The organism is Streptomyces sp. NPDC054961 (assembly GCF_053609145.1).
Map to the genome: position 1 here is coordinate 91,622 of NZ_JBSGWY010000016.1, position 24,065 is coordinate 115,686.

The following is a 24,065-nucleotide window of genomic DNA, read 5'->3' on the forward strand; positions in this document are numbered from 1 at the left end:
CCGAGGTTCCCGCCCCTGCCTTCCCCCTCCCGGCGCGGCCCCGCCCGCGCACCCCGCCCGTACCCGCCCGCACCCTCCCCCCTTGGAGCAAGCCGATGGACCCAGCCCCGCTGCCGCACCCGGGCTGCCCCCACGCCGGACCCGCCCGCAGGACCGTCGCCAAGGCCGCGGCCCTCGCCGCCGCGGGCATCACCACAGGCCTCGCCCCGACGGCATGGGCCGCGCCGGCCCCGGCCGGCGCGACGGCGACCGCCCCGTCGGCGGCGCCGGCCGCGGATCCCGTACGGGCCGCCGCCGCGGACCCCCTCCCGCTGCGCACCGACCGCCACAGCCAGGGCGACATCCTCGCCGGATTCCGCAAGGACCACGCCTGCCTGCTCTTCCTGCACTTCCGCGACGCCGGCAAGGCCCGCACGTGGCTCACCCGCCTGCTGCCCTCGATCTCCACCACCGAGGAAGTGGCGCGCTTCAACAAGGCCTTCAGCAAGGCCCGTCAGCGGGCCGGCGGCACCGACCCCGCATCCATGTCCGGCCTGTGGACCGGACTGAGCCTCACCCATCCGGGGCTGCGCCTGTTCGCGGGCAAGGAGCCCTTCCCCGCCACCCCGCCCGGATCCAGCGCCGAGGCCTTCACCCAGGGCTCGGCCGCCCGCGCGCAGCAACTCGGCGACACCGGCACCAGCGCCCCCCGGTCCTGGCTGTTCGGAGCCGAGGAGTCCGGGCGCGCGGTGCACGCCGTCCTCACGCTGGCCGCCGACGACCCCGAGCGCCTCGCGACCGCGATCGCCGGACACCGCGACGGCGCGGTCAAGGCCGGCGCGACGGTCCTCTTCCGGCAGGACGGTGCCACCCTCCCCGGCGCCCTGCGCGGACACGAGCACTTCGGTTTCGCCGACTGCATCAGCCAGCCCGGCGTACGGGGCTTCGACGAGCCCGACCCGGCCACCGGCAGCACCGTCCTAGGCAAGCCGGGTACCCGGCTGATCCCCGCCGGGGAGTTCCTGGTGGGGCCCGAGAGGGTCGGACAGCGCCCCACCGCCCTGCCCGCCTGGGCCACCGGCGGGGCCTTCCAGGTCGTACGCCGCCTCGCGCAGGACGTGCCCGGCTGGTGGACCCAGGTCGCCCTGCGCCTCGCCGAACTCCAGCGCGCCGGCTCCGCGCCCGCCGACGCCGGACGGGAGTGGCTGGGGGCCCGGCTGATGGGCCGCTGGCCCGGCGGGATGCCCGTCGCGCTCTGCCCCGCCGCCGAACGGCTGCCACGGCCCGGCGAGCACCCCGACGCCACGCTCGACTACAGCGCGGACCCGAACGGCTGGAAGACGCCCCTGTTCGCGCACATCCGCAAGGGCAACCCGCGCGGCGGGCTCGTCCTCACCCCGGGCCGCCCCCCGGTGGCCCAGGCGGAGCTCGACGGACGCCGCCTGATGCGGCGCGGCATCCCGTTCGGTCCCGTCTACGACCCCGCACTCGGCGCCGGCCACGGCCCGGAGGCCTCGCGAGGACTGCTCTTCATCTGCCACCAGGCCGACCTGGTGGGGCAGTTCGAGCTCGTGGCGCGCAAGTGGCTGAACGAGCCGGACTTCCCGCCCGGCCGCACCCCGCGCACCGGCGCCGACCCCGTACTCGGACCGGACTCTCCCTGTGCCTTCGAAACCCCCTCGGAGAGCGGCGGCCGGGCCGACACCCTGTACTTCGGCCGGTACGTGCGCACGGAGGGCTCCGTCTACGCCTTCAGCCCCTCCCTCCCGGTCCTGCGGGCCCTGACCGCCGGGGAACTCGACGACTCCATCGAATTCCACGCCGGTTCCGTACTGCGCCCCGGTGACGTCCTCGACGCGGGCACGGTCCGCCTGACCCTCGAGGGCGCCGGCGAGCTCGCACTGCTCGACGGCGAGGGCCGTCGTACGTGGCACACCGACACCGGCGGCGCCGGCCGCGACGCCGTGTTCACGCCGGACGGCGAACTGGTCCTGCGTACGGCACAGGGCCGCCCGGCCTGGTCCAGCGGCACCACCGGCCATCCGCAGGCGCGCCTCCTGCTGCGGACCACCGGGGAGTTGGTGATCGCCGAGGGGGACCGGGTGCTGTGGAAGGCGTCCTCCTCGTAGGGTGACCGCATGGCGATCACGGCATCAGTGACAGGCGGCACCCGGTTGATCTACGGCTGCATGGCTCTCGGCGGAAGCTGGGAGCCCGGCCCGCACACGGCCGAGGACATCGATGCCGCCGAGGCGGCGATCGAGGCCGCCCTCGACAGCGGCATCACCATGTTCGATCACGCCGACATCTACCGGCACGGGAAGGCGGAAGCCGTCTTCGGCGAGGTCCTGGCCCGCACCCCCGGTCTGCGGGAGCGCATCACGCTCCAGACCAAGTGCGGGATCCGCCTCGCCGACGGCGACCGGCCCGGCATCTACGACCTGCGCGGCGCCACCATCACCCGCAAGGTCGAGGAGAGCCTCGCGCGGCTGCGCACCGACGTCATCGACGTCCTGCTCCTGCACCGGCCCGACCCCCTGGCCGATCCGCAGGAGACCGCCGGCGCCCTCACCTCACTGCGGAGCCAGGGCCTCGTGAGGGAGTTCGGCGTCTCCAACATGAACGCCGCGCAGACCGCGCAGCTCCAGCGCCACCTCGACTTCCCGCTCGTCGCCAACCAGCTGGAGATGAGCCTGGACCGGCGGGACTGGCTCGAGGACGGGGTGCTCGTGAACACCCGGGCCGCGGCGGCCGTCGGCTTCCCGGCGGGCACCGTCGAGTACTGCGTGGCCCACGGGGTCCGGCTCCAGGCCTGGGGCGCCCTGGCCCAGGGCCGGTTCACCGGCCGTCAGGAGACCGGGGACGAGCGCGCGACCGCCGAGCTCCTGCGCACCCTGGCGAAGGCCAAGGACACGACGCCCGAGACGATCCTGCTGTGGTGGCTGCAACGCCACCCGGCCCGGATCGCCCCCATCCTCGGCACCGGCCGCCCGGACCGCATCCGGGCCTGCCGCGACGCGGCCCTGCGCGCACCCGACCTCAGCCACGAGGAGTGGTACTCCCTGTGGCTGACGGCCCGGGGCGAACGGCTGCCGTAGCGCGGACGGGACCGGGCCCGGTCCGGCCCGGACCGCCCTGACGCGCCTTCATGTGCGGGCCCAACTCGCTGTGCCAGAGGTCTGGTTCAACCGCGGGGTGTCGGTCCGCCGGCCTCATGGCGGTGCACCTGATCGATGAGGCGCCGCAGCAGCTCGCGCGCACGGGCGATCTCGTCCGGGGGGATGCCGGCGGTCAGCGCGCGGTGGACTTCGGCGGCGCGGGTCGTGATCTTGTGCAGCGTGCGGTGCCCCTCGGGCGTGAGGGCCAGGAGCGGCGAGCCGCGGTGATCGGGGTGGGGCCGGGCGATTTTGAGGCGGCGGGCGGCCCGGGCCACGGTCAGGGATTCCTCGGGAAAGCCGGCGTGGTCTGGTACGACGTCGACCTGGACGCGCGGACCTGTACCTACTACGGCGCCGACGGCGACCATGACGTCGAGGCCTACCCGGCCGTCGAGATCTGACGCACGACGCGTCCCGCCTGAGGCCGGTCGGCCGGTCACGCGGCTAACATCAACCTCTCCTCTTCAACCATGGAGTTCGCCGACATGCCGTTGCCGCGCCTCGGAGTCGTCATCGTGACGATGGGCAACCGCCCCGTGGAACTGCGGGCGCTGCTCGCCTCGGTGGAGCGGCAGGACGTGCCGGCGCGGAGAGTGGTACTGGTCGGCAACGCGACGCCCCTCACCGAAGGGGACGTGGCCGCGAACGTGGTCAAGGTCCCGCTCGACGACAACCTGGGCTGTCCGGGGGGACGCAACGTCGGCCTGCGCAAGCTCCAGGACTCGGGCGACGTGGACGTCGTCATCGAGCTGGACGACGACGGCCTCCTCATCGCCGACGACGTGTTCCGCACGGTCCAGGAGCTGTTCGCCGCGGACGCCCGGCTGGGCATCACCGGCTTCCGGGTCGCCGACGAGCACGGGCACACCGAGCGGCGCTGGGTGCCCAGGCTGCGCGCCGACGATCCGATGCGCCGTGGCCTGGTGACCGCGTTCCTCGGTGGGGGACACGCCTTCTCGATGTCCATGCTCGACGAGATCGGCCTGTGGCCGGCGGAGTTCTTCTTCGGGCACGAGGAGTCCGACCTGGCCTGGCGTGCGCTCGACGCGGGATGGAAGATCTTGTACGCACCGGAGATCGTCCTCCAGCATCCGCGCACGTCGCCCGCCCGGCACGCGGCGCACTACCGGTTCACCGCCCGCAACCGGGTGTGGCTCGCCCGCCGCCGGCTCCCCGTCCCCCTGGTGCCGGTCTATCTCGGCGTGTGGATCTTCCTCACCCTGGTGCGCATCCGCTCCCTGGCCGGACTGAGGGCGTGGTGCGGCGGGTTCGTCGAGGGAATGCGGACGCCGTGCGGCCCGCGCCGGGCGATGACGTGGCGCACGGTGTGGCGCATGACCCGGCTGGGCCGGCCGCCGGTCCTCTGACCTCGAGGCCGTCGTCCGCCCCTCCTCGCCCCCGGACCCCGCCCGCGCCCCTACGTGAGGGGATGCAGGCGGGACGGTCCGTGTGCCGAGGCGGTCGCCGCGGAGGGAGCCGGTGACGCGAGCGGGGACTCGGCCGCGGTGCCCAGGGCGCTGCCCGCCCGCCACGTCGCCCAGTCCAGGTTCCAGTCCCCGAAGCCGTTGTCGAACGGGGCCATCCGCTCGCCGCCGCTGTTCAGGACCTCCACCACGTCGCCCTCGTGCACCGTGTCGAAGAACCAGGCCGCGTCGGCCGTGCTCATGCCCGTGCAGCCGTGGCTGACGTTCTCCTCGCCCTGCGCCTCGACCGACCAGGGCGCGGCGTGCACGTACTCCCCGCTCCACGTCACACGGGTCGCGTAGAAGACGGGCAGGTCGTAGAACTCGCTCGTGCCGCGCTTGATCCCCACGGTGTCCCCGCGCATCCGGACCTTGTACTCCTTGCCCAGGACGACCTTGACCCCGCTGCGCGTGAGGAAACCGGCCTTTCCGGTGGTCACCGGAATCGTCCGGACGACCTTGCCGTTGCGCCGTACCGTCATCTCGTGGGTGGCGGCGTCGGTGATCGCCTCGATCCGCTCCCCGACGGTGAACCGCAGGGACTCCGAGGGCCCGCCGTACTCCCCTTCTCCCACCTCGACCCCGTCGAGGCCGCTCAGTACGCGCACGTCGGCGTGGGCCGGCCAGTACGTACGCGGCCGGTAGTGGAGCGACGAGTCGTCGACCCAGTGCCAGGCCCCTTCGACCTTCGGCTCCGAAGTGACCTGCAGCGCCCGCTCGACCCGGGCCCGCGCGGCCGGGTCGGTGGCGGGTACGGGGTGGCTGAGGGAGGCGGTGACGATCTGCCCGGCGCCGTACGTACCGGGCTTCGGACCGAACTCGGCGGTCAGCCTGCCGTCCTGCGTCGGGGGAGCGGTGCGGAACGCCATGGTCACACCGACCGGTGTGCCCGCCGCGTCCTGGGCGCCGACCCGGACGGTGTACGACTCGCCGGCCCGCAGCGGTTCGGTGTTGGCCCAGCGGTGCCCCTTGGCTCCCAGCTCGCCGCCCACGTAGCGCCCGTGCCCGTCGTGGACGGTGACGTACGTGAGGAGGCCCGGCCCGGCGAGGGTGAGGGCCAGGGGACTGGAGGCATCGGTGGGCAGCAGGACCGTGTGCGCGGCCGTCCAGGCCGCACCGCGGGAGGAGGCGTCGCGCACCACCGAGCCGGCGCCGCGCGCGGTGGCCCGCACCAGCCGCTGCTCCAGCCCGCCGCACAGCTGGGCCCGGAAGGCCTCCACCGCGCACCGCTGTGCACCCTTGTCGACCACTCGGCCGACCAGCAGCTCCACGGAGGCCGTCGGGTCGGTGCCCGGCGGTCGCCCCCCGTCGGTCGGGGGCGCTGCGGAGACGACGAGCAGCGCCCCCGCCGCCACCCCGGCGGCGGTCCAGGTCCTGCCCTGTCGCCGCAGTCGTGCTCGCTTCGTCGACGGCATCTGCTCCACGCAGCCCTCCCAGTTCACCCACGGCCGGACGGCAGCATCAAAACGATTTCCGGGCATGCCGATGATCATGAACTCGGCCGATGGGGCCGAACGAGCGCCGAAGAGAACTCGTACGGAGCACAACCGGCCGCACCGGTGCCCCCGGCCCGCCGGGCGGCAGGACTCAGGAGGGCGCCGCCGGAGCGAATTCCAGGGGGTGGCGGACCGATTCCGGGCCGCGGACCCGGATGCCGAAGACCACCAGTTCGCAGGCACCCCGGACGCGGCAGTCGACGGTCCGGCCGTCGATGCCGGTGAACGTCGCCGAGACGGTGATCTCCTCGTCGACGCGTCCGTCGTCGTCGCTCGCCGGCGGCCGGCCACGGGGGCGGCAGCCGAGGGTGTCGGCGGATCCGGCCGCGCACTCCATGACCAGGGCGTGGTACCGAGGCTCGAAGCCCCGGCCCCTCGCGCGTACGGTCCGGCCGTCCACCAGGCCCCTGTCCGGGCTCACGCGCAGGGTGGGCGGGGCCTCGGGCCGGCCGTCCGGCCGGAAGCGCAGCGCGACCGTGGCGAGGACGGTGCCTTCGTTGTCGGTGAGGGCCAGCGAGCACGGGCTCCCGTCCGAAGCCGTACGGCAGTCGAACTTCCCTGCGGGCGTGTCCAGTTGGGCGTACAGCTTCTTCGGTGAGAGCGGGTGGGTACCGTCCGGCTGCACGCGGAACTGGCGGCCGGTCGCATCGTCGCACGTGGTCGCCGAGGCCTGGGGGCCGCACTGCTTGACCCAGACGTACGCCTTGGGCGGGCCGCCCGCGATCCCGAACGTGACGATGTCGCCGTCCAGCAGTCCCGTGGTCCGTCCGACGTCCAGCCGCGGACCGCTGCCGGACGCGGCGAGTGCCGCCGGACGGCCCGCCGCGCCGGCCCCGTCCGTCCCGCGCGGCGTCCGTCGGAGCCTCCCGTCGGGGAGCTCCTCCACCGGGTTCGGCCCGATCCGTTCCCCGGACCGGTCCGGTCCGACGGCTTCGGGGGTGCTCCAACCGCCGTGGGCCCCGCCGTTCTCGACGGTGCGGCAGTACGAGCCGTCCCCGGCGAACAGCACCTCCAGGCCGCCCGCGGCGTTCTCGGCCGCGCCGATGGAGCGGCGGCCCCCGGGACGCGCGCCCGCCCCGCTCACCCGCTGCCACGGCCCGAACGCGGAGGCCGGGGCCTCCTGTTCGCGATGCCAGACGAAGGACGGACCGCCGTCGGCCGTCCCGTCGTCGGCCGTCCCGTCGTAGAAGAGCTGCACCTGGCTGATCCGCCCGTCACCGCGGTCCACGGACACCAGGCTCCCGGGCACCGCCCGGCTCGCCGTCCCCGTCGCGGTGGCATCCGCACCGCACACGGCCCCGGCGCGCCCGGCGGCCGCCTGCGCCGCCACCGGCCCCGGCCCGGCGGCGAGCCCGGTGCAGGCGAGCGCCAACGTGACCGCGCCCCGCGCCAGCACCCCGGCCCGACCGCCCCGCGGTCCAGTCCGCCCTGACGTCATCGGTTCCCCCGTCCTCGCGGCCCACCCGGCCGGCCGAGGGCATTTTCACGTCGCGCGACGCCCCCGGCCAGCACGCGTTTTCGGCCACGGACCAGCGGCCGGCACCGGATCACGTCCGCGGCGGTGACCCCTCGGCGCGGGCGATCTCCGCGTCCACCGCCGCCACGTCCGCGGTGAGGTTCAGGAGGAGCAGCTGCTCCCGGTGGGCGAGCAGCGCGGCGACCAGGAGGTCGGCCCGCCCTGGCTCCATGGCGCACATGCGGCGCGCGGCCTCGACGGACTCGACGTGCAGGGCGAGCACCGTCCGGGGCTGGCCCGCGAAATGACGGCTGTACTCCCAGAGGGCCACCGCGAGGCGGGGCAGATAGGCGAGCGGACTCACGTGGACCAGAACCCGGTAGGCCGCGACTTCCTCTTCGACCGGCAGCGTTCCCGAACCGAGAAGAGCCACTCGTGCGCGCAGGACCATGTCATGACTGAGGTGTGGAGAGGAATTCATGACGCTGATTCTCAATTTCCAACAGCGCCCGGAACAAGGGAAATCGAGTGTGCCCTCCGTCCTACAAAAAGGCCGTCTGACCTGTCATGATGAGAACGTATTAACCTCCGGGCCGATAAAGAACAGCATCTCCGGCGGCCGTTCACGGCCCCGCGGCGGCAATCGACGCCACTCGTCTGCCCGACGCGCCTTCGCCCGGTGCGCCCCGCCGGACGCCAGGGTCAGGGGCATGAAGACCGCGCTCCTCGCCGCCCTCGCGGCGACCGCCACGCTCACCCTGACGGCAGCCGCCCCGGCGCCCGCGCCCGTACCCGCCGACGTGGCCCGCGCGGCCCCCGTACGCGCCCCCGCGGCCCCCGCCGCCCCGGCAGCCCCGGCAGCCCCGGCCCGCAGCGTCTCCGCCTGGCTCCCCTGGTGGAACATCGAGGTGGGCTACCGGGACGCCCTCGCCCACGCCGGCCAGCTCCACACGGTCAGCCCGTTCTGGTACGCGACCACCTCCACGACCAAGGTCGCCGGCGAGAGCGGCGCGGGCGACCGCCGCATCATCGACGGCCTCCACGCCAAGGGCCTCAAAGTGGTCCCCACCGTCACCGAGAGCCTGCGCGCCCCCGCCATGGCGGACCTGATGAACGACCCGGCACGCCGCACCGCGCACGTCGACGCCCTCGTCCGCGTCGCCGAAAGCCGCTCGTACGACGGCCTCGACCTGGACTACGAGGTGATGACCGAGACGGGCGACCCCGCTCTGCGCGAACGGATCCGTACCGGCTACAACGCGCTGACCGGCGAACTCTGTACACGGCTGCACCACCGGGGCAAGAGCTGCGTCATCACGGTCATGCCCCGCACCGAGGACTCCGGCCAGGCCTTCGACTACGCGCACCTGGGCTCCGTCGCCGACCGGCTGCGCATCATGGGCTACAACCTCCACAACGCCCTCGAAGAACCCGGCCCCCTGTCGTCGACCGGCTGGTACGAGGAGTTCCTGTCCTACGCCACCGCGCACGTCGCCCGTGACAAGCTCGAGGTGGCGCTCCCGGCCTACGGCTGGAACTGGACGGTGGGCTCCGGGGCCCGGGCCGAGCACGTCACGTCGCTGGAGGCCGAGGACCTCCGGGCCGAGGTCGGCGCCGACTACGCCCTCGACCGGGTCTCCGGAACCCCGCACTTCGCGTACACGGACGACGACGGGGACGAGCACCAGGTCTGGTACCAGGACGCGAAGGGCGCGGCCACGCACCTGGCCGTCCTGGCCCGCTACGGGGTCCGGGGCACCGGCCTGTGGGCCCTCGGCTTCGAGGAGCCCGAGCTGTGGGACACGCTGGCCGGGTGAGGCCCGCCGGGGCGGACCCCACCCGGCCCTCGCCTCAGGCGTCCTCGCGCAGGTGCTGCCACAGGAAGGTGTGGGTGAGCGCCTCGACCCGGGCGGCCTGCTCGTTGTCGGCGGAGCCGGCGTGGCCTCCGGCGGTGGTTTCGTGGAACAGGACCCGGTGCCCCAGCTCCCTGAGCCGGGCGGCCGCCTTGCGGGCGTGACCGGGATGGACGCGGTCGTCGCTGGTCGCGGTGATGATGAGGATCGGCGGGTAGGCGTGGTCGGCCCGGAACCCGTGGTACGGGGACAGGGCTTCGAGGTGCGGACGGTCGGCCGGATCCTCCGGGTCGCCGTACTCCGCGGTCCAGGACGCCCCCGCGAGCAGCAGGTGGAAGCGCATGAGGTCCAGGAGCGGGAAGCCGATGACGACGGCCCCGAAGAGGTGGGGGTAGCGGACGGTCATCGCGCCCATGAGCAGGCCGCCGTTGCTGCGCCCTTCGATGCCGAGCAGACCGGGGGTGGTGATCTTGAGGTCGACGAGGTGCCTGGCGACGGCGGCGAAGTCCTCGAAGGCACGTTCCCGGTCCGCCTTGAGGGCGGCGTGGTGCCAGCCGGGGCCGTACTCCCCGCCGCCGCGGATGCCCGCGACGACGTACGTGCCGCCGCGTGCGAGCCAGGCCCGCCCGGTGACCGCGTCGTAGCCCGGGGTCAGGGTGACCTCGAACCCGCCGTACCCGTACAGCAGCGTCGGCCCCGGCGCGTCCCGGTCGGGGCCGACCACGAAGAACGGGACGCGGGTGCCGTCCGCCGAGGTCGCGAAGTGCTGCCGTACGGACAGGCCTTCGGTGTCGAAGAGGGCGGAGGCCCGTTTGACCGCCTCGGCGGATCCGCCGGCCTCGCCCCGGAACAGGGTGGGCGGCTGGACGAATCCGCAGACGCCAAGGAAGTACTCGTCGCTCTCGTGGGGATCGGTTCCGTGGACCGTGGCGGTGGCCAGCTCCGGTACCTCCGCGAGGGGGCGGCGGGCCCAGGGGCCGTCGGCGGGGGTGAGCACCTCGACGCGGGTCGTGACGTGGTGGAGGCTCTTCACGATCAGGTGGTTGCGGGTCCAGTGGTGCCCCGCGAGCGCGGTCGCCGCGTCCGGGGTGAAGAGCACCGCGGCCGGCTCGCGCTCCCCGCCGAGGTAGGAATCGAAGTCGAAGGCCAGCAGGGAACCCGCCGGATGGCCCGCCCAGGGCGTCTTCGGGACGACCATCAGCCATTGCCGGTGCACGTACGTCTCGGCGTCGTCCGGCACGTCCACCTTCACCGGCCGGTCCCCGTCCGCGAGGAGGAACAACTCGCTGTGCCAGAAGTCCCGTTGCAAGGAGACGAAATGCCGGTCGTAGCCCTCGGAAGGATCGTGCCAGCCACTCACGGACAGGTCCTCGGACGCCGCCTCGAAGACGAGTTCGGCGTCGGCGAGCGGGGTGCCGCGCCGCCAGCGCCGTACGGTCCGCGGGTAGCCGGAGGCGGTGAGCGAGCGGGGGCCGAGGTCGGCGCCGATGTAGACGTGGTCGGCGTCGATCCAGCCGATGCTGGTCTTGGCCTCGGCCACCTGGAACCCGCCCTCGACGAACCGCAGGGTCTCCAGGTCGAACTCGCGCACCGTCACGGCGTCGGACCCGGCACGGGAGAGCAGCACCAGGGCGTGGCGGTGCCCGGGACGCAGCACCTCGGCCCCGGCCCACACCCACTCCTCGCCCTCCGCCGAGGCCAGGGCGTCGAGGTCCAGCACCGTCTCCCAGGACGGCCGGTCACGGCGGTACTCCTCCAGGGTCGTCCGGCGCCAGACGCCCCGGACGTGTGCGGCGTCCTGCCAGAAGTTGTAGAGGTGCCTTCCGCGCCGCCGGACGTGGGGAATCCGCCCCGCGTCGTCCAGGGCCTCCCGCAACTCCGCCGCCAGCGCCGCGAATCCGGGCGCCGTCGTGAGCCGCTCGGCGGTCTCGGCATTGCGCTCCCGCACCCAGGCGAGCGCATCCTCACCGTGCAGGTCTTCCAGCCACAGGCCGGGGTCAGGATCGATCATGCCCCCAGTGTGCCGAGCGGGTCGGCCCCAGGGGAGCCGTTCGCCCGCACTTCCCCCGCCCCGTGCCCCTGATGCCCCGCCAGGCACGTTCGCCCCGTCGCACACAACGTCGACCGACGCGGCACTAGCCGATGGACACCACGCGGGCCCACGCGGGCGGCGTGTCCGGGACGTAGACGGGACCGTCCTCGTCCTCGTACGGATCCTGCCGCTGCCGGGCGAACAGGCCCACCACCGTCCGGCACGACGGCCGGGCGCTCGGCCAGGGCGTCTGCCCGTCCGTCAGCACCACGACGACATCCGGTCGGGGCTGCGTACGGAGCGCCTTGGCGAAGCCCGTGCGCAGGTCCGTACCCCCGCCGCCCACCAGGGGTATCCCCTCGGCGCGGCACAGCTGGTGCACGGTCCCGGCCGACGCGTCGCACGACAGTACGCGGACCAGGTCGCGGCGGCCGCCCACGGCGCGGGAGATCGCCGCGACCTCCTGGAGCGCACTGCCCAGTTCGGAGTCGCTGACCGAGGCCGACGTGTCGATGATCACGCAGACCCGGGGCGGCCGGTGCCGCAGGCTCGGCAGCACGACACCGGGGAGCCCGGCCGAGCGCCGCGAGGGCCGGCCGTAGGTGTAGTCCGCGCCCGCGCCGGGGCCGGAGGTCGCCGAACGGACCGCCGCCCCCAGCAGCTCCCGCCACTCCTGCGGCGGGTGGAACGCCTCCTTCGCCCAGCGCTTCCACCCCTGCGGAGCGTCCCCCGGCCGGCCCGTGATGCCCTGGGCCACCCGGAACCGGACCGCGTCCCGTTCCTGCTCGCTGAGACCGTGCGCCCCGTCCGGCCCCAGGTCCCACTCCCTTTCCAGCCCGTCGGCGCCGCTGCCGCAGTCCAGCCACGCCAGGTGCTGCGTGCGCGGACCGAGCCGGAACTGGCGCAGGTAGTCCTCCATCAGCTGGCCGCCGGACAGTCCCAAGGAGTGCGGCTGGAGGGCGCCTGCGGGTGGGAGCAGCCCTTCCCCGTACACGTCGTCGTTGATCTCGCAGTCCGCCGCGATGTTCATCCGCAGCCGTTCTCCCGGGCCGGTCAGCCCGCGTTCGCGGGCGACCCGGTCACTGCGCCCGTGGTGGTCGCGCAGCAGGTGCGAGACCTCGTGCACCCAGACCCCGGCCAGTTCCTCCAGCGGTGTCCGGTCCACGAACGCGGGCGAGACGTAGCAGCGCCAGTTCCGGTCGACGGCCATCGTCGGCACCCGCCGCGACTCCACGACGTGCAGGGCGAACAGGGCCGTCGCCAGATAGGGGCGGACCCGGGCGGCCTGCAGCCGCGCGGCGAAGAGCTTGTCGCGGTCCAGGGGGATCCCCGCCGGGTCCCCGCTCATCGGCAGTCCTTCGTCTTCGCCATGACCCGGGCCGTCGCGCGGTCCGCCCGCCGCGACACGGAGACCGCTCCGGCGAGTCGCTCGATCGAGGCCGGAACGTCCCATTCCTCGCGCCGCAGCGTGGCGAGCGTCGTCGCGGGGACGACCACCAGGTCCGGGGCTCCCGTCTCCAGCGCCCGGACCAGGAGCGCCCAGGCCGCGTCCCACCGTGCCTTCTCCGGGCGGTTGCGCACCGCGGCCACCACACCGTCGAGCACGGCCTGGCGCAGATCCCCCCGCTCGGGCAGCGGGGCTCCCGCCGGATCGGCGAGGAGCGCCTCCGGGTCCGGGAGGTCCATCCGGTCCAGGCCGGCCAGCAGCTCCAGCCCCGGACCGTCCCCGACCGTTCCCCTGACCAGGAGCGAGAGCACCTCCCGGGAGGAGCCGGCCGCCGTGGCGAAGGCGATCAGGCGCAGCGTCATCTCCCAGCTCCGCGGCGACGGCCAGGGCCCGCCCCGCCGGGTTTCGCCCGTGGGCAGCCGGTGCACGAGCCCCGGTCGGGCGGAGAGCAGGCCGCACACCGCGCGGCGCGCGAAGTCCACGGCACCCGACAGCCGTTCAGGGTCCAGGCGCGGCAGGGTGGCCCGGGGCCAGGTGCCGCCGAGGCCGCGTACGACGACCTCGTGGTCGTGGATCCACTGGAGGTGGACGAACCGGTTGGCCAGGGGCGGGCTCAGCTCCCAGCCGTCGGCCGCGGAGGACCGCGGATTGGCGGCCGCGACGATCCGGACCTCGGGCGGCAGGCGCAGGGAGCCGACCCGCCGTTCGAGGACGAGGCGGAGCAGCGCCGCCTGAACGGCCGGTGGAGCGGTGGACAGTTCGTCGAGGAACAGCAGCCCCCGGCCGGCCCGTACCAGGCGCACCGCCCAGTCCGGCGGGGCCATCGGGACGCCCTGTACCGCGGGATCGTCCCCGACGACGGGCAGGCCCGAGAAGTCGGACGGCTCGTGCACGCTGGCGATCACCGTGGTCAGCGGAAGGTCCAGGGACGCGGCGAGCTGGGTCAGGGCGGCGGTCTTGCCGATGCCCGGTTCGCCCCACAGCAGGACCGGCAGGTCGGCGGCCACGGCCAGGGTCAGCGCCTCCAGCTGTGTGTCGGCGCGCGGTTCGGTGGTCGTCTCACGCAGCAGGGCGAGCAGATCGCCGGCGACGTCGAGCTGGGGGGCGTGGGGGGCCTGGGAGGTGTGGGAGGCGTGGGGGGTGTCGGGGATTTGGGGGGTGTGCGAGGTGGCGGAGGCAGGGGTGCGGACCGGGGCCTGTGCGGTCATATGTGATCACCTTTCGGTTCGTGGTGGGTGGGTGCGGCGCCGAACGGGCGCGGCGGATGGTGCGAGGACGAGTGGGCATGGCAACGCGGAGAACGCGGGTGGCGGAGAACGCGGTACCGGTCAGCGGCCGGTGGTGTGCCGCGGGTGCGAACGGTGGTTCCGGGGACGGCGCTGTCCCGCGCCCGTGCGGCGGCGTCCTGGTTCGGCCAGGCCCGCTCTGAACAGCCCGTAGACGATCCGCCGCTGCGCGGCCGCCTCCAGCTCGTCCAGCAGGGCGCCGCTGCGCAGCACCGCGCCGGGGCCGAGCAGCCCCTCCACGACGGCCAGCGCACCGGCGGTGTCTCCGTGATCGAGGCGTTCGCGGACGCCCGTGAGGCAGTGCGGCTCCCGGTGCGCCTGATCGATGGCCCGCAGGCAGGGGAGCGGAGTCCCGGTCAGCGCGGCGAGCAGCTCTTCCCGCCGGATCTCGTCGGGGTCGTGGTCGAGCGGGACCAGTACCCCGTCGCGCAGCCCGATGCGGTGCCGTGCTCCGCGGCATTCCACGACGTGTGCCTCTCCCGGCCGCTCCTGCCCGGTGCGTGGCGAAACGGCCGTCGCGCCGTCCGGTACCAGGGCCGAGGCGACCAGCGGGTGCAGCCGGTCGGCCCCGATCAGCCCGGTGCGGAGCAGGTCGAGGTCGGGCAGCACCCAGGTCGCCGCGTCGGGCAGGAGGAGCAGGGCCGGGGAGGCGCCGCCGTCGGAGGCGGGCGCGATGCGCGCTACGGGCGGCCCGAGGCCGTCGGGGTCCGGGACCAGGTGCAGGTCGAAGCGCTGCCGCGCCCCGAGCCGTACGGCGACGGCTCCGGCGCCGTCAGCGGTGGCGCGGCCCTCGGCGCGGAGCAGGATCCCCGCTTCCTCCGCCCACCGGTCGACGGCGCAGTGGCGCCCTGGCGGCACCAGCCCGTGCGGATCCGATACCGGACCCGACTCCGGATCCGGTTCCGCCACGGGACGGCATCCGGGGGGCAGCGGACCGGCCCCGGACCGTAGGCCGAGCTCACCGCTCCTGCGCGCGTCCCACAGGTGCCGGTGCAGGTCGAGACGGAACCGCCGGCTCGGGCGGTCGTGCGGATGGCGGCGCGCGGCGGACGCGTCGGGGGATCCGTCCCACAGCGCGAGGCTGATCCGCTGACCGGCGTCCGCCCAGGCGGGAGGGGTCCGGGCCACGAGGTGCACGGCGGGGCCGCGTTCGCGGTCCTCGCCGCGCTCCGCCCCGTCGTACCGGGCCAGGACGACGGTCAGCCCCGGGCGCAGGAGCCCGTTGGGAGCGATCCTCGGCATGTGCCAGCGCAACAGGTCGGGAGCCAGGTGACGCAGGTCGGACCGGATCCGGACCGCGAGCTCCCGGCCATGGGCGCGTGCCACGGAACGCAGGTCGAAATCGACGTCGACGCCGGCGGCGGCGCAGGCCCCCGCCCAGTCGCCCGCGGAACGGCGGGCGGTCGCGGTCCCGATCATGGAGGGCGGCACGGCGAACTCGCGCACGCGCAGCCAGAAGGAGAGCCGGGAAGGACGAGGAGCAGGAGGGGAACTGCTGGAGGGGCTGGAGTCTCCGTACGCGATCTGAGTGAGCATCAGCACTCACCTTGCGCGGACGGGACCCCCGATCTCTGAGTGCGGGAGGTAGTCATCGCGGTGAGAGTACCCATCCCCACCGGACCCCGCCAGCGATATCCGCGCCTACGTCAGGAGATCGCGTACCACTGGCTGGCCCAGCCGGTGTTGATCGTGCTGGTGGACTGCTCGGCGAGGTTCAACGTGGCGGGCAGGGAGGTCTGGCCGGTCAGGACGGTGCTGTAGCGGAGGTTCGGCGGGGTCAGTCCCGCGTTCACCGAGATGCCGGCCCCCGTCGACTTGAAGGTGAGGGCGTTGGTGGCCCAGTTGCCGTTGAGCAGCAGGGCGACGAAGTAGGTTCCGGGGGCGGCGGTGAACGGCTTGGCGAGGGGCAGCGGCTTGGCGATCGCGTCGGTCATCAGCTGCGGCGAGATGTCCGCGGTGGACGCCAGCAGGGCGCCGTCCGCGCCGTACACGCCGAGGTAGCAGTGGGACAGTTGGGCGCTCGGGTCGATGCCGGCCAGCCCCAGCCAGATGTTGGCCCAGGGCGTCTGCTCGCGCAGCACGATCCGCACCAGGGTGACGCGTCCCGCCACCCCGGCGGCGGACTGGGCGGTGACGTGCCCCGCGTCATTGGGGTCGCCGGTCCAGGCCAGCAGGTTCTGGTCCTGCGGCCGGGGGCCCTCGTACCCGGAACCTGCGCCGGGCGCGGGCGTGGAGGGAGCGGCCGGCGGGGGAGCGGCGGCGCTCGTCCCGCCGCGGTGCGGGCTCCCTTCGGACGTGGAGCAGCCGGCCAGGACGAGCGACGCGGCGAGCGCGGCCGCGAGGCAGGTCGACACGGTGGTGGTGCGGGTGCGCATGGTCCCCCCATGAGGTGCGGATGTGCCAAAGGGGCCATGGTCACACGGGCCCGGTCCGCTCCTCGCGGGCGGCCTCCGGTCGAGCCGGGAGGGCGGGGCAGGGCCGGGACGTGACGCACGTGCCGGCCCCGCCCCGGCGTCCCGGCAGACGCCCGGCCGGCACCCCGGCCGGCACCCGGCCCGCGTCCGCTGCCGTGAGATGCTGGGAACGTGACACTCGAGGACCTGGTACGGCTGCGCCGCGCCCGCGACGTGATGGACCGCGACTACGCGCGGCCGTTGGACGTTCCGGCTCTGGCGGGCGTCGCCTTCATGTCGCCCGGCCACTTCTCCCGCAGCTTCCGCGCGGCCTTCGGCGAGACTCCGTACAGCTACCTCATGACCCGCCGCGTCGAACGGGCGAAGGCACTGCTGCGCCGGGGAGACATGAGTGTGACCGAGGTCTGCTTCGCGGTCGGATGCACCTCGCTCGGGTCGTTCAGCTCGCGCTTCACCGAACTGGTCGGCGAGACCCCCAGCGCCTACCGGGCCCGCCGCCACGAGGCGGGCGCCGCCATCCCGGCGTGCGTGGCCAAGATCCTCACGCGGCCGGTGCGCAACGGAGGGCCGCGCAGGATCGGAGAAGCGGAAACCGCCGCCGCGCCGTAGGTTCGAAGACATGACCATCAAGCTTTCGCAGTGTTTCATCGCCGTCGACGACCATGACAAGGCGCTCGCCTTCTACCGCGATGCCCTCGGCATGGAGGTCCGCAACGACGTCGCCTTCGAGGGGATGCGCTGGGTGACCGTCGGGTCGCCCGAGCAGCCCGACGTGGAGATCGTCCTGGAGCCGCCGCTCGCCGACCCCAACGCCTCGCCGGCCGACCGGCAGGCCATGGCGGAACTGCTGGCCAAGGGCGTACTGCGCGGCGTGATCTTCTCGACCGACGACGTCGACGCCACCTTCGAGCGCATCCGGGCGACCGGCGCCGACGTGCTGCAGGAGCCGGTCGACCAGCCGTACGGCGTCCGTGACTGCGCCTTCCGCGACCCGGCCGGCAACATGCTCCGCTTCAACCAGCCCCGTACGAGCTGACCCCACGTACGACCGGAGGGGGCGGGGGCCGTCGGCTGGTCCCCGCTCTTGCCGGATCGGCATGATGGATGGCCTCCCTCGCTCAGGGGCGCGCAAGGTGTGCGCATGACTGAACAGCACGATTCCGAGGAACTCGACGTCCTGGTGGTGGGAGGGGGCGTGGCCGGGCTTTCCGGCGCGGTCACCTTGGCGCGGGCCCGCCGCTCCGTACTCGTCATCGACTCCGGGCACCCGCGCAACGCGCCCGCCGAAGCCGCGCACGGCCTGCTGTCCCGGGACGGCATCGCGCCGCTCGAGCTGCTGCGCCTCGGCCGGGAGGAGACCGTCGCGTACGGCGGGCGGATCGTCCCCGGACGGGCGGTCTCCGTGCTGCGGGCGGAGGGAGGATTCGTCGTCCGGACCGAGAACGGCCGCACGTTCCGGGCGCGGCGCCTGCTGGTGACGACGGGCCTCGTCGACGAACTGCCGCCGGTTCCGGGCCTGCGCGAGCGCTGGGGGCGCGACGTGCTGCACTGCCCGTACTGCCACGGCTGGGAGGTCCGCGACGCGCCGCTGGGAGTGCTCGGCGGCAGTCCGGTCTCCGTTCACCAGGCGCTGCTGTTCCGGCAGTGGTCGCCGCGGGTGACGTTGTTCCTGCACACCGGGGACGACCCGACCGAAGAACAGTGGGAGCGGCTGGCGGCCCGCGGGATCGCGGTGGTCGACGGGGAGGTGACCGGTCTGGTCGTGGCGGAGGACCGCCTGGCGGCGGTCCGGCTGGCCTCGGGCCATCAGGTCCCGGTGGAGGCACTGGCGGTCGCGCCCCGCTTCGTGGCACGCGGCGAGCTGCTCGCCGGCCTCGGCGTGGACGTGGTGGAGCACCCCATGGGAGTGGGGGAGTACGTGGCCTCGGACGCGAGCGGGCTGACCGAGGCGGCCGGGGTGTGGGTGGCGGGCAACGTCACCGATCCGACGGCGGGCCTCGCGGCCGCGCAGGCGGCAGGCGTGGGGGCCGCCGCGGCGATCAACGCGGACCTGGTCGACGCGGATGCCGACGCGGCCGTGGCCGCCCGCGCCGTCGCGGCGGGCCCCGCTGCCGAGGACGTCTTCGATCCGGCCACTGAGGCGGAGGTCTGCACGCGCATCCTGGGCGAGCGCCGGCACGGCCTCGAATCGCTGCTGTGCCCTGAGAGCACCGAGAGCCCTGGGAGCCCTGAGAGCACCGAGAGCCCTGGGAGCCCTGAGAGCCCTGAGCGTCCTGAGAGTTCGGAGGGGCCCGCCATGTCTTAGCGGCGGTGCGGCGGTGCGGCGGGCGGCGGGCGGCGGGGCGGGCGGTCCCGGGGGCGCGAGGCCCCGGGTCACTTGGGGCGGGCGCGCAGGTGGGCGCGCTCGCCCTGCGGTCCGAAGATGATGAGGAGTTCCACCGGCCGGTCGTCGTCGGGGCCGAGCCAGTGCGGGACGTGGGTGTCGAACTCCGCGACCTCGCCGGGTGCCATGACGAGTGAGCGGGCGCCCAGGAGGAGACGCAGGCGGCCGTTGAGGACGTAGATCCACTCGTAGCCCTCGTGCGTCTTGAGCGAGGGCTCGGCGGTGCTCGGACCGATGACGAGTTTGTGGGCATGCAGCCCCCCGGCGCGGCGGGTGAGCGGCACGTACGTCATGCTGCCGCGGTGGACGGGGCGCAGGTGGATGCGCGGATCGCCGGTTTGCGGGGCGCCGACGAGCTCGTCCAGGGGCACGCCGTAGGTGCGGGCGAGGGGGAGCAGCAGCTCCAGGTTGGGTCTGCGTCCGCCGCCCTCCAGCCGGGAGAGCGTGCTCTCCGAGATGCCGGTGGCCTCCGCCAGGGAGGCCAGGGTGATCCCGCGTGCGCGGCGCAGTTCCCGCAGCCGGGGGCCGACCCCGGCCAGTACGTCGTCCAGCTCGTCCATGCCCCCATCTTGCTGAACCGGCATGACCGGTCGCAAGCGCCTCCGGTGCGGCCGGCCAGCCGGCCGCACCGGATGACCGCCGCCCCGCACCCCGTCGGCCCGTGGCTGACCGTGCCTGCGCCGTGCCCGTGCTCAGAAGGTCCACCGCGTGTGGGTGTACACCCCGTCGTCCCGGCCGAAGCCGTACGCCGTGGTTCTTCGCCTTCCGTTCCTGTCCTGACGGCGGGCTGCGCGTCGGCCTCGTCGCCGTGCCCGCGCCCGCGCCCGTGCCCGCGCGCGGGCGCCGGTACGTCCGCTCCGTACGCCGGCGGTCGCGGACGGCTGGTCACCCCGGCGGCGGGGCGGTGCGCAGGAGGAGCATGGCGATGTCGTCGGTGTAGTGCCCGCTGGGGCGGGCGCGGTGGAGGAGGGCGTCCATGGTCTGCTCGAGGGACTGCCCGCTGTGGTCGGCCAGGAGGCGGGCGAGGTCGTCGGCGATGAGGTCGGGGTCGGTGCCGGGGCTCTCGACCAGGCCGTCGGTGTAGAGGGCGAGGGTCGTTCCGGGGAGGAGGGGCAGGACGGTGACGGGATACGTGACGCCCGGGTCGACTCCGAGCAGAGGGCCGGGATCGAGCGCCACGACGCCGGGCGGCTGGCCGGCCTGGTGCAGGAGTGCCGGCGGATGGCCGGCACTGGCCAGCACCACCTCGTGACGGGCGAGGTCGATGTGGGCGTAGAGGCAGGAGACGAGGAGGTCGGTCTCCAGGTCGGCCAGGACGCGGTTGGTGCGGGCGAGCACCTGGCCGGGCGGGGCCCCCGCGGTGGCGTGGATGGCGGTGCGGACCTGGCCCATGAGGGCGGCGGCCGGGACGTTGTGGCCCTGGACGTCGCCGATGACGGCCGCGGCGGTGGTGGCGTCGATCCGGATGATGTCGTAGAAGTCGCCGCCGATCTCCAGGCCGCGACTGGCGGGCAGGTAGCGGGCGGCGCTCTCCAGCCCCGGCAGGGTCGGCAGGCTGCGGGGGAGGAGGGCCTGCTGGAGTCCGTGGGCCAGGTCGCGGGTGGCGTCGTACAGGCGGGCCCGGTCCAGGGCTTGGGCGATGAGCCCCGCCAGGGAGGTCAGGACGGCACGTTCGTCGGCGCTGAAGTCGCGGGGCCGTTCGTAGGAGAGGATGCAGCATCCGACGGGCCGGCCGGAGATGACCAGGGGGAGGAAGGCCCAGGCCGCTTTGCCGCTGAGCTGCTGCGCGCCGGGGAAGCGGCGGGCCATCTCGTCGGGGCTGGCGAAGAAGGACGGGGTGCCTTCGGCGAGCACCTGCCCGGCGGGGGTGAGGTCGGTGTCCAGGGGGAGGCCGTCGAGGCGGTCGATGGTTTCCTGGTCGTAGCCGTGGTATCCGGTGATCTTCAAGCGCCCCGCGTCGGCGGCGGACAGGACCAGACCGTCGGCGCCGAACGCGGGCAGGATCTGGTCGGCGACGAGTTCGACGACGTCATGGACGGCGACGGTCTCGGTCAGGGCGGACGCCAGGTGGACCAGCTGGTACAGGCGTCCGGCCTGGGCGGTTCCTGCGGAGGCGGGGCGGGGGAGCGGGGACGGCCCGGCGGTCGCGCGCCCGGGTCCGGCCTGGGACTCGGCCTGGGGCTCGGCCCCGGTCTCGGGCTCGGCCCCGGTCTCGGGCTCGCGCCCGCCGTCATCAGGTCCGGGTGTGGGTGTGCGTTCGGGGGCGGGTTCGGGGACGGGTTCGGGCGTGTGGGCGGCCGCAGGCGTGATCCGGACGCTGATGCCGCTGGAGTCCGGATAGAGCTGGAAACCCAGTGGCGTGTCCGGCGGACGGAAGGCGGTGAAGGCGACCGGGTCGCGGCTGATGACGGCCGTGCGGTAGTGGTCCTCGACGATCCCGTTGTCCAGCCAGGGCAAGGACTGCCAGGGTCGGGTGCCCAGCAGCCGGGAGGAGTCGGCGCCGAGCAGCGCTGCGGCAGCGGTGCTCAGGAAGGTGATCCGCCCCTCCAGGTCCAGGCCGAGGGCCCCTTCGGGAAGGCGCTCGATGTAGTCCGCGGCGGTCTGCGCGGGCGGCGCGCCGTGCGGGCGCGAGGCCACGTGGGCCGGGATGAGGCGGGGCCGCCGGGGAACGGCGTGCTCGAAGGCGGCCTCGTCCAGGACGCGGGCGATGCGGCGCGCCGCGGCCCGGATGTGGCTCCGCTCGCGCGCGGTGGCGTGCTCGGGATGGCTGGCGGGCCACAACAGGAGCAACGCCCCCCAGCACCGGCCCCTGCCCGGGAGCGGGGCCGCGGCGAGCGCGAACCGGTAGGGCAGGCTCGCGGCGGCGCGCGGATAGCCGCGCGCCAGGTCGTCCTGGGACCCCACCCACACCAGACGGTCCTCGCGGACCGCGTCGCTGACGGGGACCGGTGCGGTGAGCGGCACCCGCAGCCACGGCCAGACCACCTCCACCGGTACTCCGGACAGCACCGCGAGGCCGAGTACGCGGGAGACCTGGTCCAGCAGATACAGGGCCCCGGCGGAGGCCCCGGTGCGGTGCACCGTGCCGGTCAGCGCCTCGTCTAGCAGCCCGGCGGCACGGGCGGACTCGTCACTCCTGCCGGCCACCGCGCATCCCCGTCCGGTCGGAGGAGCGGCGGCCCGGGGCGCGTGCCCGTGCCCGTGCCCCGGCGGTGCGCGGCGCGCGACAGGCACGGTGGGCGCGACAGGCATGGCGGGCGCGGCAGGCGCGACGGCTCGCAGCGGATCCGTCCGGGCAGCCGAGGGACACCCTCTTCCGCCGCACGCAGCACCCATACCCATCCGTCACCTTTGCGACGATACGCCCGAAACGGTAAGCGGGCAGGCGTGTGGCCGGAGGGCCGGGCTCACGGGCTCACGGGCTCACGGGCTCACAGGCTCGCGAGGAGGCCGTCGAGCGGGGCCGGTACCTGTCCGGGGTCGAGGGCCTCGACCAGGAGGCGGCCGTAGCGGATCTTGCGGCCCTTCTTCGTGCCGAGGAACCGCCGCATCTGCTGCTGCCGGGGCCGTCCGTGCTGTGCGGGCTGGCGCAGCAAGGTCTGCCAGGCCCGCAGGTCGCCTTCGGCCTCGATGATTTCCTCGACCCGGGCCGGGCCCAGCGCGCGGATGAGCTCGTCCTCCAGGTCCGCCAAGCACACGAAGAAGCCCTCGCGCGGTGCCTGCGCGCGCTCCAGGCCGCGGTCGTAGAAGCGCTGCTCGCCCTCGTCGCACAGGCCCCTCAGGCGCAGACCGAGACCGGGTGGCCCGAGAAGACCGGCGTAGCGGCCCACGCTCATCGCCCCGCCCATCGGTACGACGCACACCCCTTCGGCGGCCAAGTCCCGACCGCGCCGCGCGGCCAGCGCTTCGACGGCCTCGAAGTCACTCGGTCCCTCGAGCAGCACCGCCGTCCGCAGCCCCAGTCGTGCGGCCAGTTCGCTCGCCGGTTCGCCCGGACCACCGGCCGCCCAGTGGCCGACCGCGTCCCGGAATGCCTGGATGTCCGTCATGGAGCGAGTCTGTACGTCCGCTGACCGGTACCGCACGGAATTTCGAGGCCCCACCGGGGGCGTGCGCGCACGCTGGTGAGGTGCGCGCCGCCACCGCGCGGCTCGCCACGGAGCCGGACCCATACTCGCTTGCGCACCCCCGTCACGCGGTTCAACGTGGCCCGACACCTCAAGAAGGCAGAGAACATGACCACGCAGGCTTCCCCCGTCGACCACGAACTCATCGAGGCCGCGGCCCACGTCGCGCGCACGCGTTGCCGGGGCGACAACCACACCATGGCGGCCGCGGCCCGCACCCAGGACGGCCGGATCGTCACCGCGGTGAACGCCTACCACTTCACCGGCGGTCCCTGCGCCGAGCTGGTCCTCCTCGGTACGGCAGCCGCCCAGGGCGCCTACGAGCTGGACACGATCGTTGCCGTGGGCGACCGCGACCGGGGAGTCGTTCCTCCCTGCGGACGGTGCCGCCAGGTCCTTCTCGACCACTTCCCGGCCCTGAAGGTCATCGTCGGGACCGGTGAGGGGACGCGGACCGTCTCCATCACCGACCTGCTCCCCGCAAGCTACGTCTGGGCCGACCACCAGCTCGACGCCGGGGAAGCCGAACCGCTCGGCACGAGCTGACGACGCCGGACAGGAAGCGGCGGCTGATTTTGTCGGTTCGTATGGGTGCCAGGTCTTCGGTGGGAGCGGGCACCATGGTTCGGCCGTTCGTGGCGTGGATGCACTTGTGCGTGGTTCGTGATTTCCGGTGGGATTGGGAGCCACTGATCGTGTGATGTCCCGCAGAGGCGGAGTGTCCGGCGAAGGCTGTCGCGGCGATGTCGGTAGCTTGAGTCGGCGGGCCTGCGGGCCGCCTCCCTGACAAGTCGCTGCCGGGGCCCGCCTCCGGCCGGGTGCGATGATTCTGCTCGCGTTTTCCCGCCAACGGTGTGGGGGGGGGCCCGCGGGGGGGGGGGGGCCCCCCCCGGGGGGGGGGGGGCCGCCGCCGGTGGCCCCGCCCACCCGGGGGGGGGCGGGGGACCTGGCCCAGGGGAACAATCAAGATT

At 74.2% G+C, this 24,065-nt stretch carries 20 protein-coding genes; 9 read left to right on the forward strand and 11 right to left on the reverse strand.

From position 1 onward, the window contains the following. Positions 1-95: 95 nt before the first annotated feature. The 4 genes from ACWF9Z_RS16915 to ACWF9Z_RS16930 all read left to right on the forward strand — a co-directional run bounded on the left by ACWF9Z_RS16915 (position 96) and on the right by ACWF9Z_RS16930 (position 4,504). A complete protein-coding gene (locus ACWF9Z_RS16915) occupies positions 96-2,108 on the forward strand; it encodes a Dyp-type peroxidase (protein ID WP_453602848.1) in 2,013 nt (670 codons plus the stop codon). 9 nt (positions 2,109-2,117) lie between these two features. Beyond that, on the forward strand, positions 2,118-3,077 hold the full coding sequence (locus tag ACWF9Z_RS16920; protein WP_453602850.1) for an aldo/keto reductase: 960 nt from the start codon (positions 2,118-2,120) through the stop codon (positions 3,075-3,077). Between the two features lie 116 nt (positions 3,078-3,193). After that, positions 3,194-3,538, forward strand: a complete 345-nt coding sequence (locus ACWF9Z_RS16925; protein ID WP_453602852.1) for a hypothetical protein — start codon at positions 3,194-3,196, stop codon at positions 3,536-3,538. A gap of 84 nt (positions 3,539-3,622) precedes the next feature. Beyond that, a complete protein-coding gene (locus ACWF9Z_RS16930; RefSeq protein ID WP_453602948.1) occupies positions 3,623-4,504 on the forward strand; it encodes a glycosyltransferase family 2 protein in 882 nt (293 codons plus the stop codon). 50 nt (positions 4,505-4,554) lie between these two features. Here the strand turns inward: ACWF9Z_RS16930 and ACWF9Z_RS16935 are convergent, their stop codons facing one another. From ACWF9Z_RS16935 to ACWF9Z_RS16945, 3 genes are all read right to left on the reverse strand, one after another. Next, a complete protein-coding gene (locus tag ACWF9Z_RS16935) occupies positions 4,555-6,024 on the reverse strand; it encodes an Ig-like domain-containing protein (protein ID WP_453602853.1) in 1,470 nt (489 codons plus the stop codon). 163 nt (positions 6,025-6,187) lie between these two features. Continuing rightward, entirely contained in the window at positions 6,188-7,534 is a 1,347-nt protein-coding gene (locus tag ACWF9Z_RS16940; protein WP_453602855.1) for a neocarzinostatin apoprotein domain-containing protein, read from the reverse strand. Positions 7,535-7,643: 109 nt separating this feature from the next. Beyond that, on the reverse strand, positions 7,644-8,033 hold the full coding sequence (locus ACWF9Z_RS16945; RefSeq protein WP_453602856.1) for a hypothetical protein: 390 nt from the start codon (positions 8,031-8,033) through the stop codon (positions 7,644-7,646). 229 nt (positions 8,034-8,262) lie between these two features. Between ACWF9Z_RS16945 and ACWF9Z_RS16950 the strand changes: the two genes are divergently transcribed. Further along, complete coding sequence (locus tag ACWF9Z_RS16950; protein ID WP_453602858.1) at positions 8,263-9,369, forward strand: glycosyl hydrolase family 18 protein; 1,107 nt, start codon at positions 8,263-8,265, stop codon at positions 9,367-9,369. A gap of 34 nt (positions 9,370-9,403) precedes the next feature. On the opposite strand, the gene ACWF9Z_RS16955 is transcribed toward ACWF9Z_RS16950, so the two are convergent. The 5 genes from ACWF9Z_RS16955 to ACWF9Z_RS16975 form a co-directional block, all read right to left on the reverse strand. After that, positions 9,404-11,416, reverse strand: a complete 2,013-nt coding sequence (locus tag ACWF9Z_RS16955; protein WP_453602860.1) for a prolyl oligopeptidase family serine peptidase — start codon at positions 11,414-11,416, stop codon at positions 9,404-9,406. 124 nt (positions 11,417-11,540) lie between these two features. Further along, positions 11,541-12,785 (reverse strand): vWA domain-containing protein, encoded by a 1,245-nt coding sequence (locus ACWF9Z_RS16960; protein ID WP_453602862.1) that lies wholly within the window; start codon positions 12,783-12,785, stop codon positions 11,541-11,543. Beyond that, entirely contained in the window at positions 12,782-14,092 is a 1,311-nt protein-coding gene (locus ACWF9Z_RS16965; protein WP_453602864.1) for an AAA family ATPase, read from the reverse strand. Before ACWF9Z_RS16965 ends, ACWF9Z_RS16960 begins: the two co-directional genes overlap by 4 nt. A 120-nt stretch (positions 14,093-14,212) precedes the next feature. After that, complete coding sequence (locus tag ACWF9Z_RS16970) at positions 14,213-15,706, reverse strand: hypothetical protein (RefSeq protein WP_453602866.1); 1,494 nt, start codon at positions 15,704-15,706, stop codon at positions 14,213-14,215. A 110-nt stretch (positions 15,707-15,816) separates the two neighbouring features. Beyond that, positions 15,817-16,545 (reverse strand): hypothetical protein, encoded by a 729-nt coding sequence (locus ACWF9Z_RS16975; protein ID WP_453602867.1) that lies wholly within the window; start codon positions 16,543-16,545, stop codon positions 15,817-15,819. A 210-nt stretch (positions 16,546-16,755) separates the two neighbouring features. On the opposite strand from ACWF9Z_RS16975, the gene ACWF9Z_RS16980 reads away from it, so the two are divergent. The 3 genes from ACWF9Z_RS16980 to ACWF9Z_RS16990 all read left to right on the forward strand — a co-directional run bounded on the left by ACWF9Z_RS16980 (position 16,756) and on the right by ACWF9Z_RS16990 (position 18,889). After that, on the forward strand, positions 16,756-17,193 hold the full coding sequence (locus ACWF9Z_RS16980) for a helix-turn-helix transcriptional regulator (protein ID WP_453602869.1): 438 nt from the start codon (positions 16,756-16,758) through the stop codon (positions 17,191-17,193). A 10-nt stretch (positions 17,194-17,203) separates the two neighbouring features. Beyond that, on the forward strand, positions 17,204-17,620 hold the full coding sequence (locus ACWF9Z_RS16985; RefSeq protein ID WP_453602871.1) for a VOC family protein: 417 nt from the start codon (positions 17,204-17,206) through the stop codon (positions 17,618-17,620). A gap of 105 nt (positions 17,621-17,725) precedes the next feature. Then, on the forward strand, positions 17,726-18,889 hold the full coding sequence (locus tag ACWF9Z_RS16990; protein ID WP_453602872.1) for an FAD-dependent oxidoreductase: 1,164 nt from the start codon (positions 17,726-17,728) through the stop codon (positions 18,887-18,889). Positions 18,890-18,957: 68 nt separating this feature from the next. Here the strand turns inward: ACWF9Z_RS16990 and ACWF9Z_RS16995 are convergent, their stop codons facing one another. The 3 genes from ACWF9Z_RS16995 to ACWF9Z_RS17005 all read right to left on the reverse strand — a co-directional run bounded on the left by ACWF9Z_RS16995 (position 18,958) and on the right by ACWF9Z_RS17005 (position 23,016). Beyond that, on the reverse strand, positions 18,958-19,527 hold the full coding sequence (locus tag ACWF9Z_RS16995) for a helix-turn-helix domain-containing protein (RefSeq protein ID WP_453602874.1): 570 nt from the start codon (positions 19,525-19,527) through the stop codon (positions 18,958-18,960). Between the two features lie 325 nt (positions 19,528-19,852). After that, entirely contained in the window at positions 19,853-22,114 is a 2,262-nt protein-coding gene (locus ACWF9Z_RS17000; RefSeq protein ID WP_453602876.1) for a SpoIIE family protein phosphatase, read from the reverse strand. Between the two features lie 284 nt (positions 22,115-22,398). Next, entirely contained in the window at positions 22,399-23,016 is a 618-nt protein-coding gene (locus ACWF9Z_RS17005; protein ID WP_453602878.1) for a TOPRIM nucleotidyl transferase/hydrolase domain-containing protein, read from the reverse strand. Positions 23,017-23,202: 186 nt separating this feature from the next. Here ACWF9Z_RS17005 and ACWF9Z_RS17010 point away from each other — a divergent pair, with 186 nt between their 5' ends. Beyond that, positions 23,203-23,640: a cytidine deaminase family protein gene (locus ACWF9Z_RS17010; protein ID WP_453602880.1), complete on the forward strand. Its 438-nt coding sequence runs from the start codon at positions 23,203-23,205 to the stop codon at positions 23,638-23,640. The last annotated feature ends 425 nt before the right edge of the window (positions 23,641-24,065 follow it).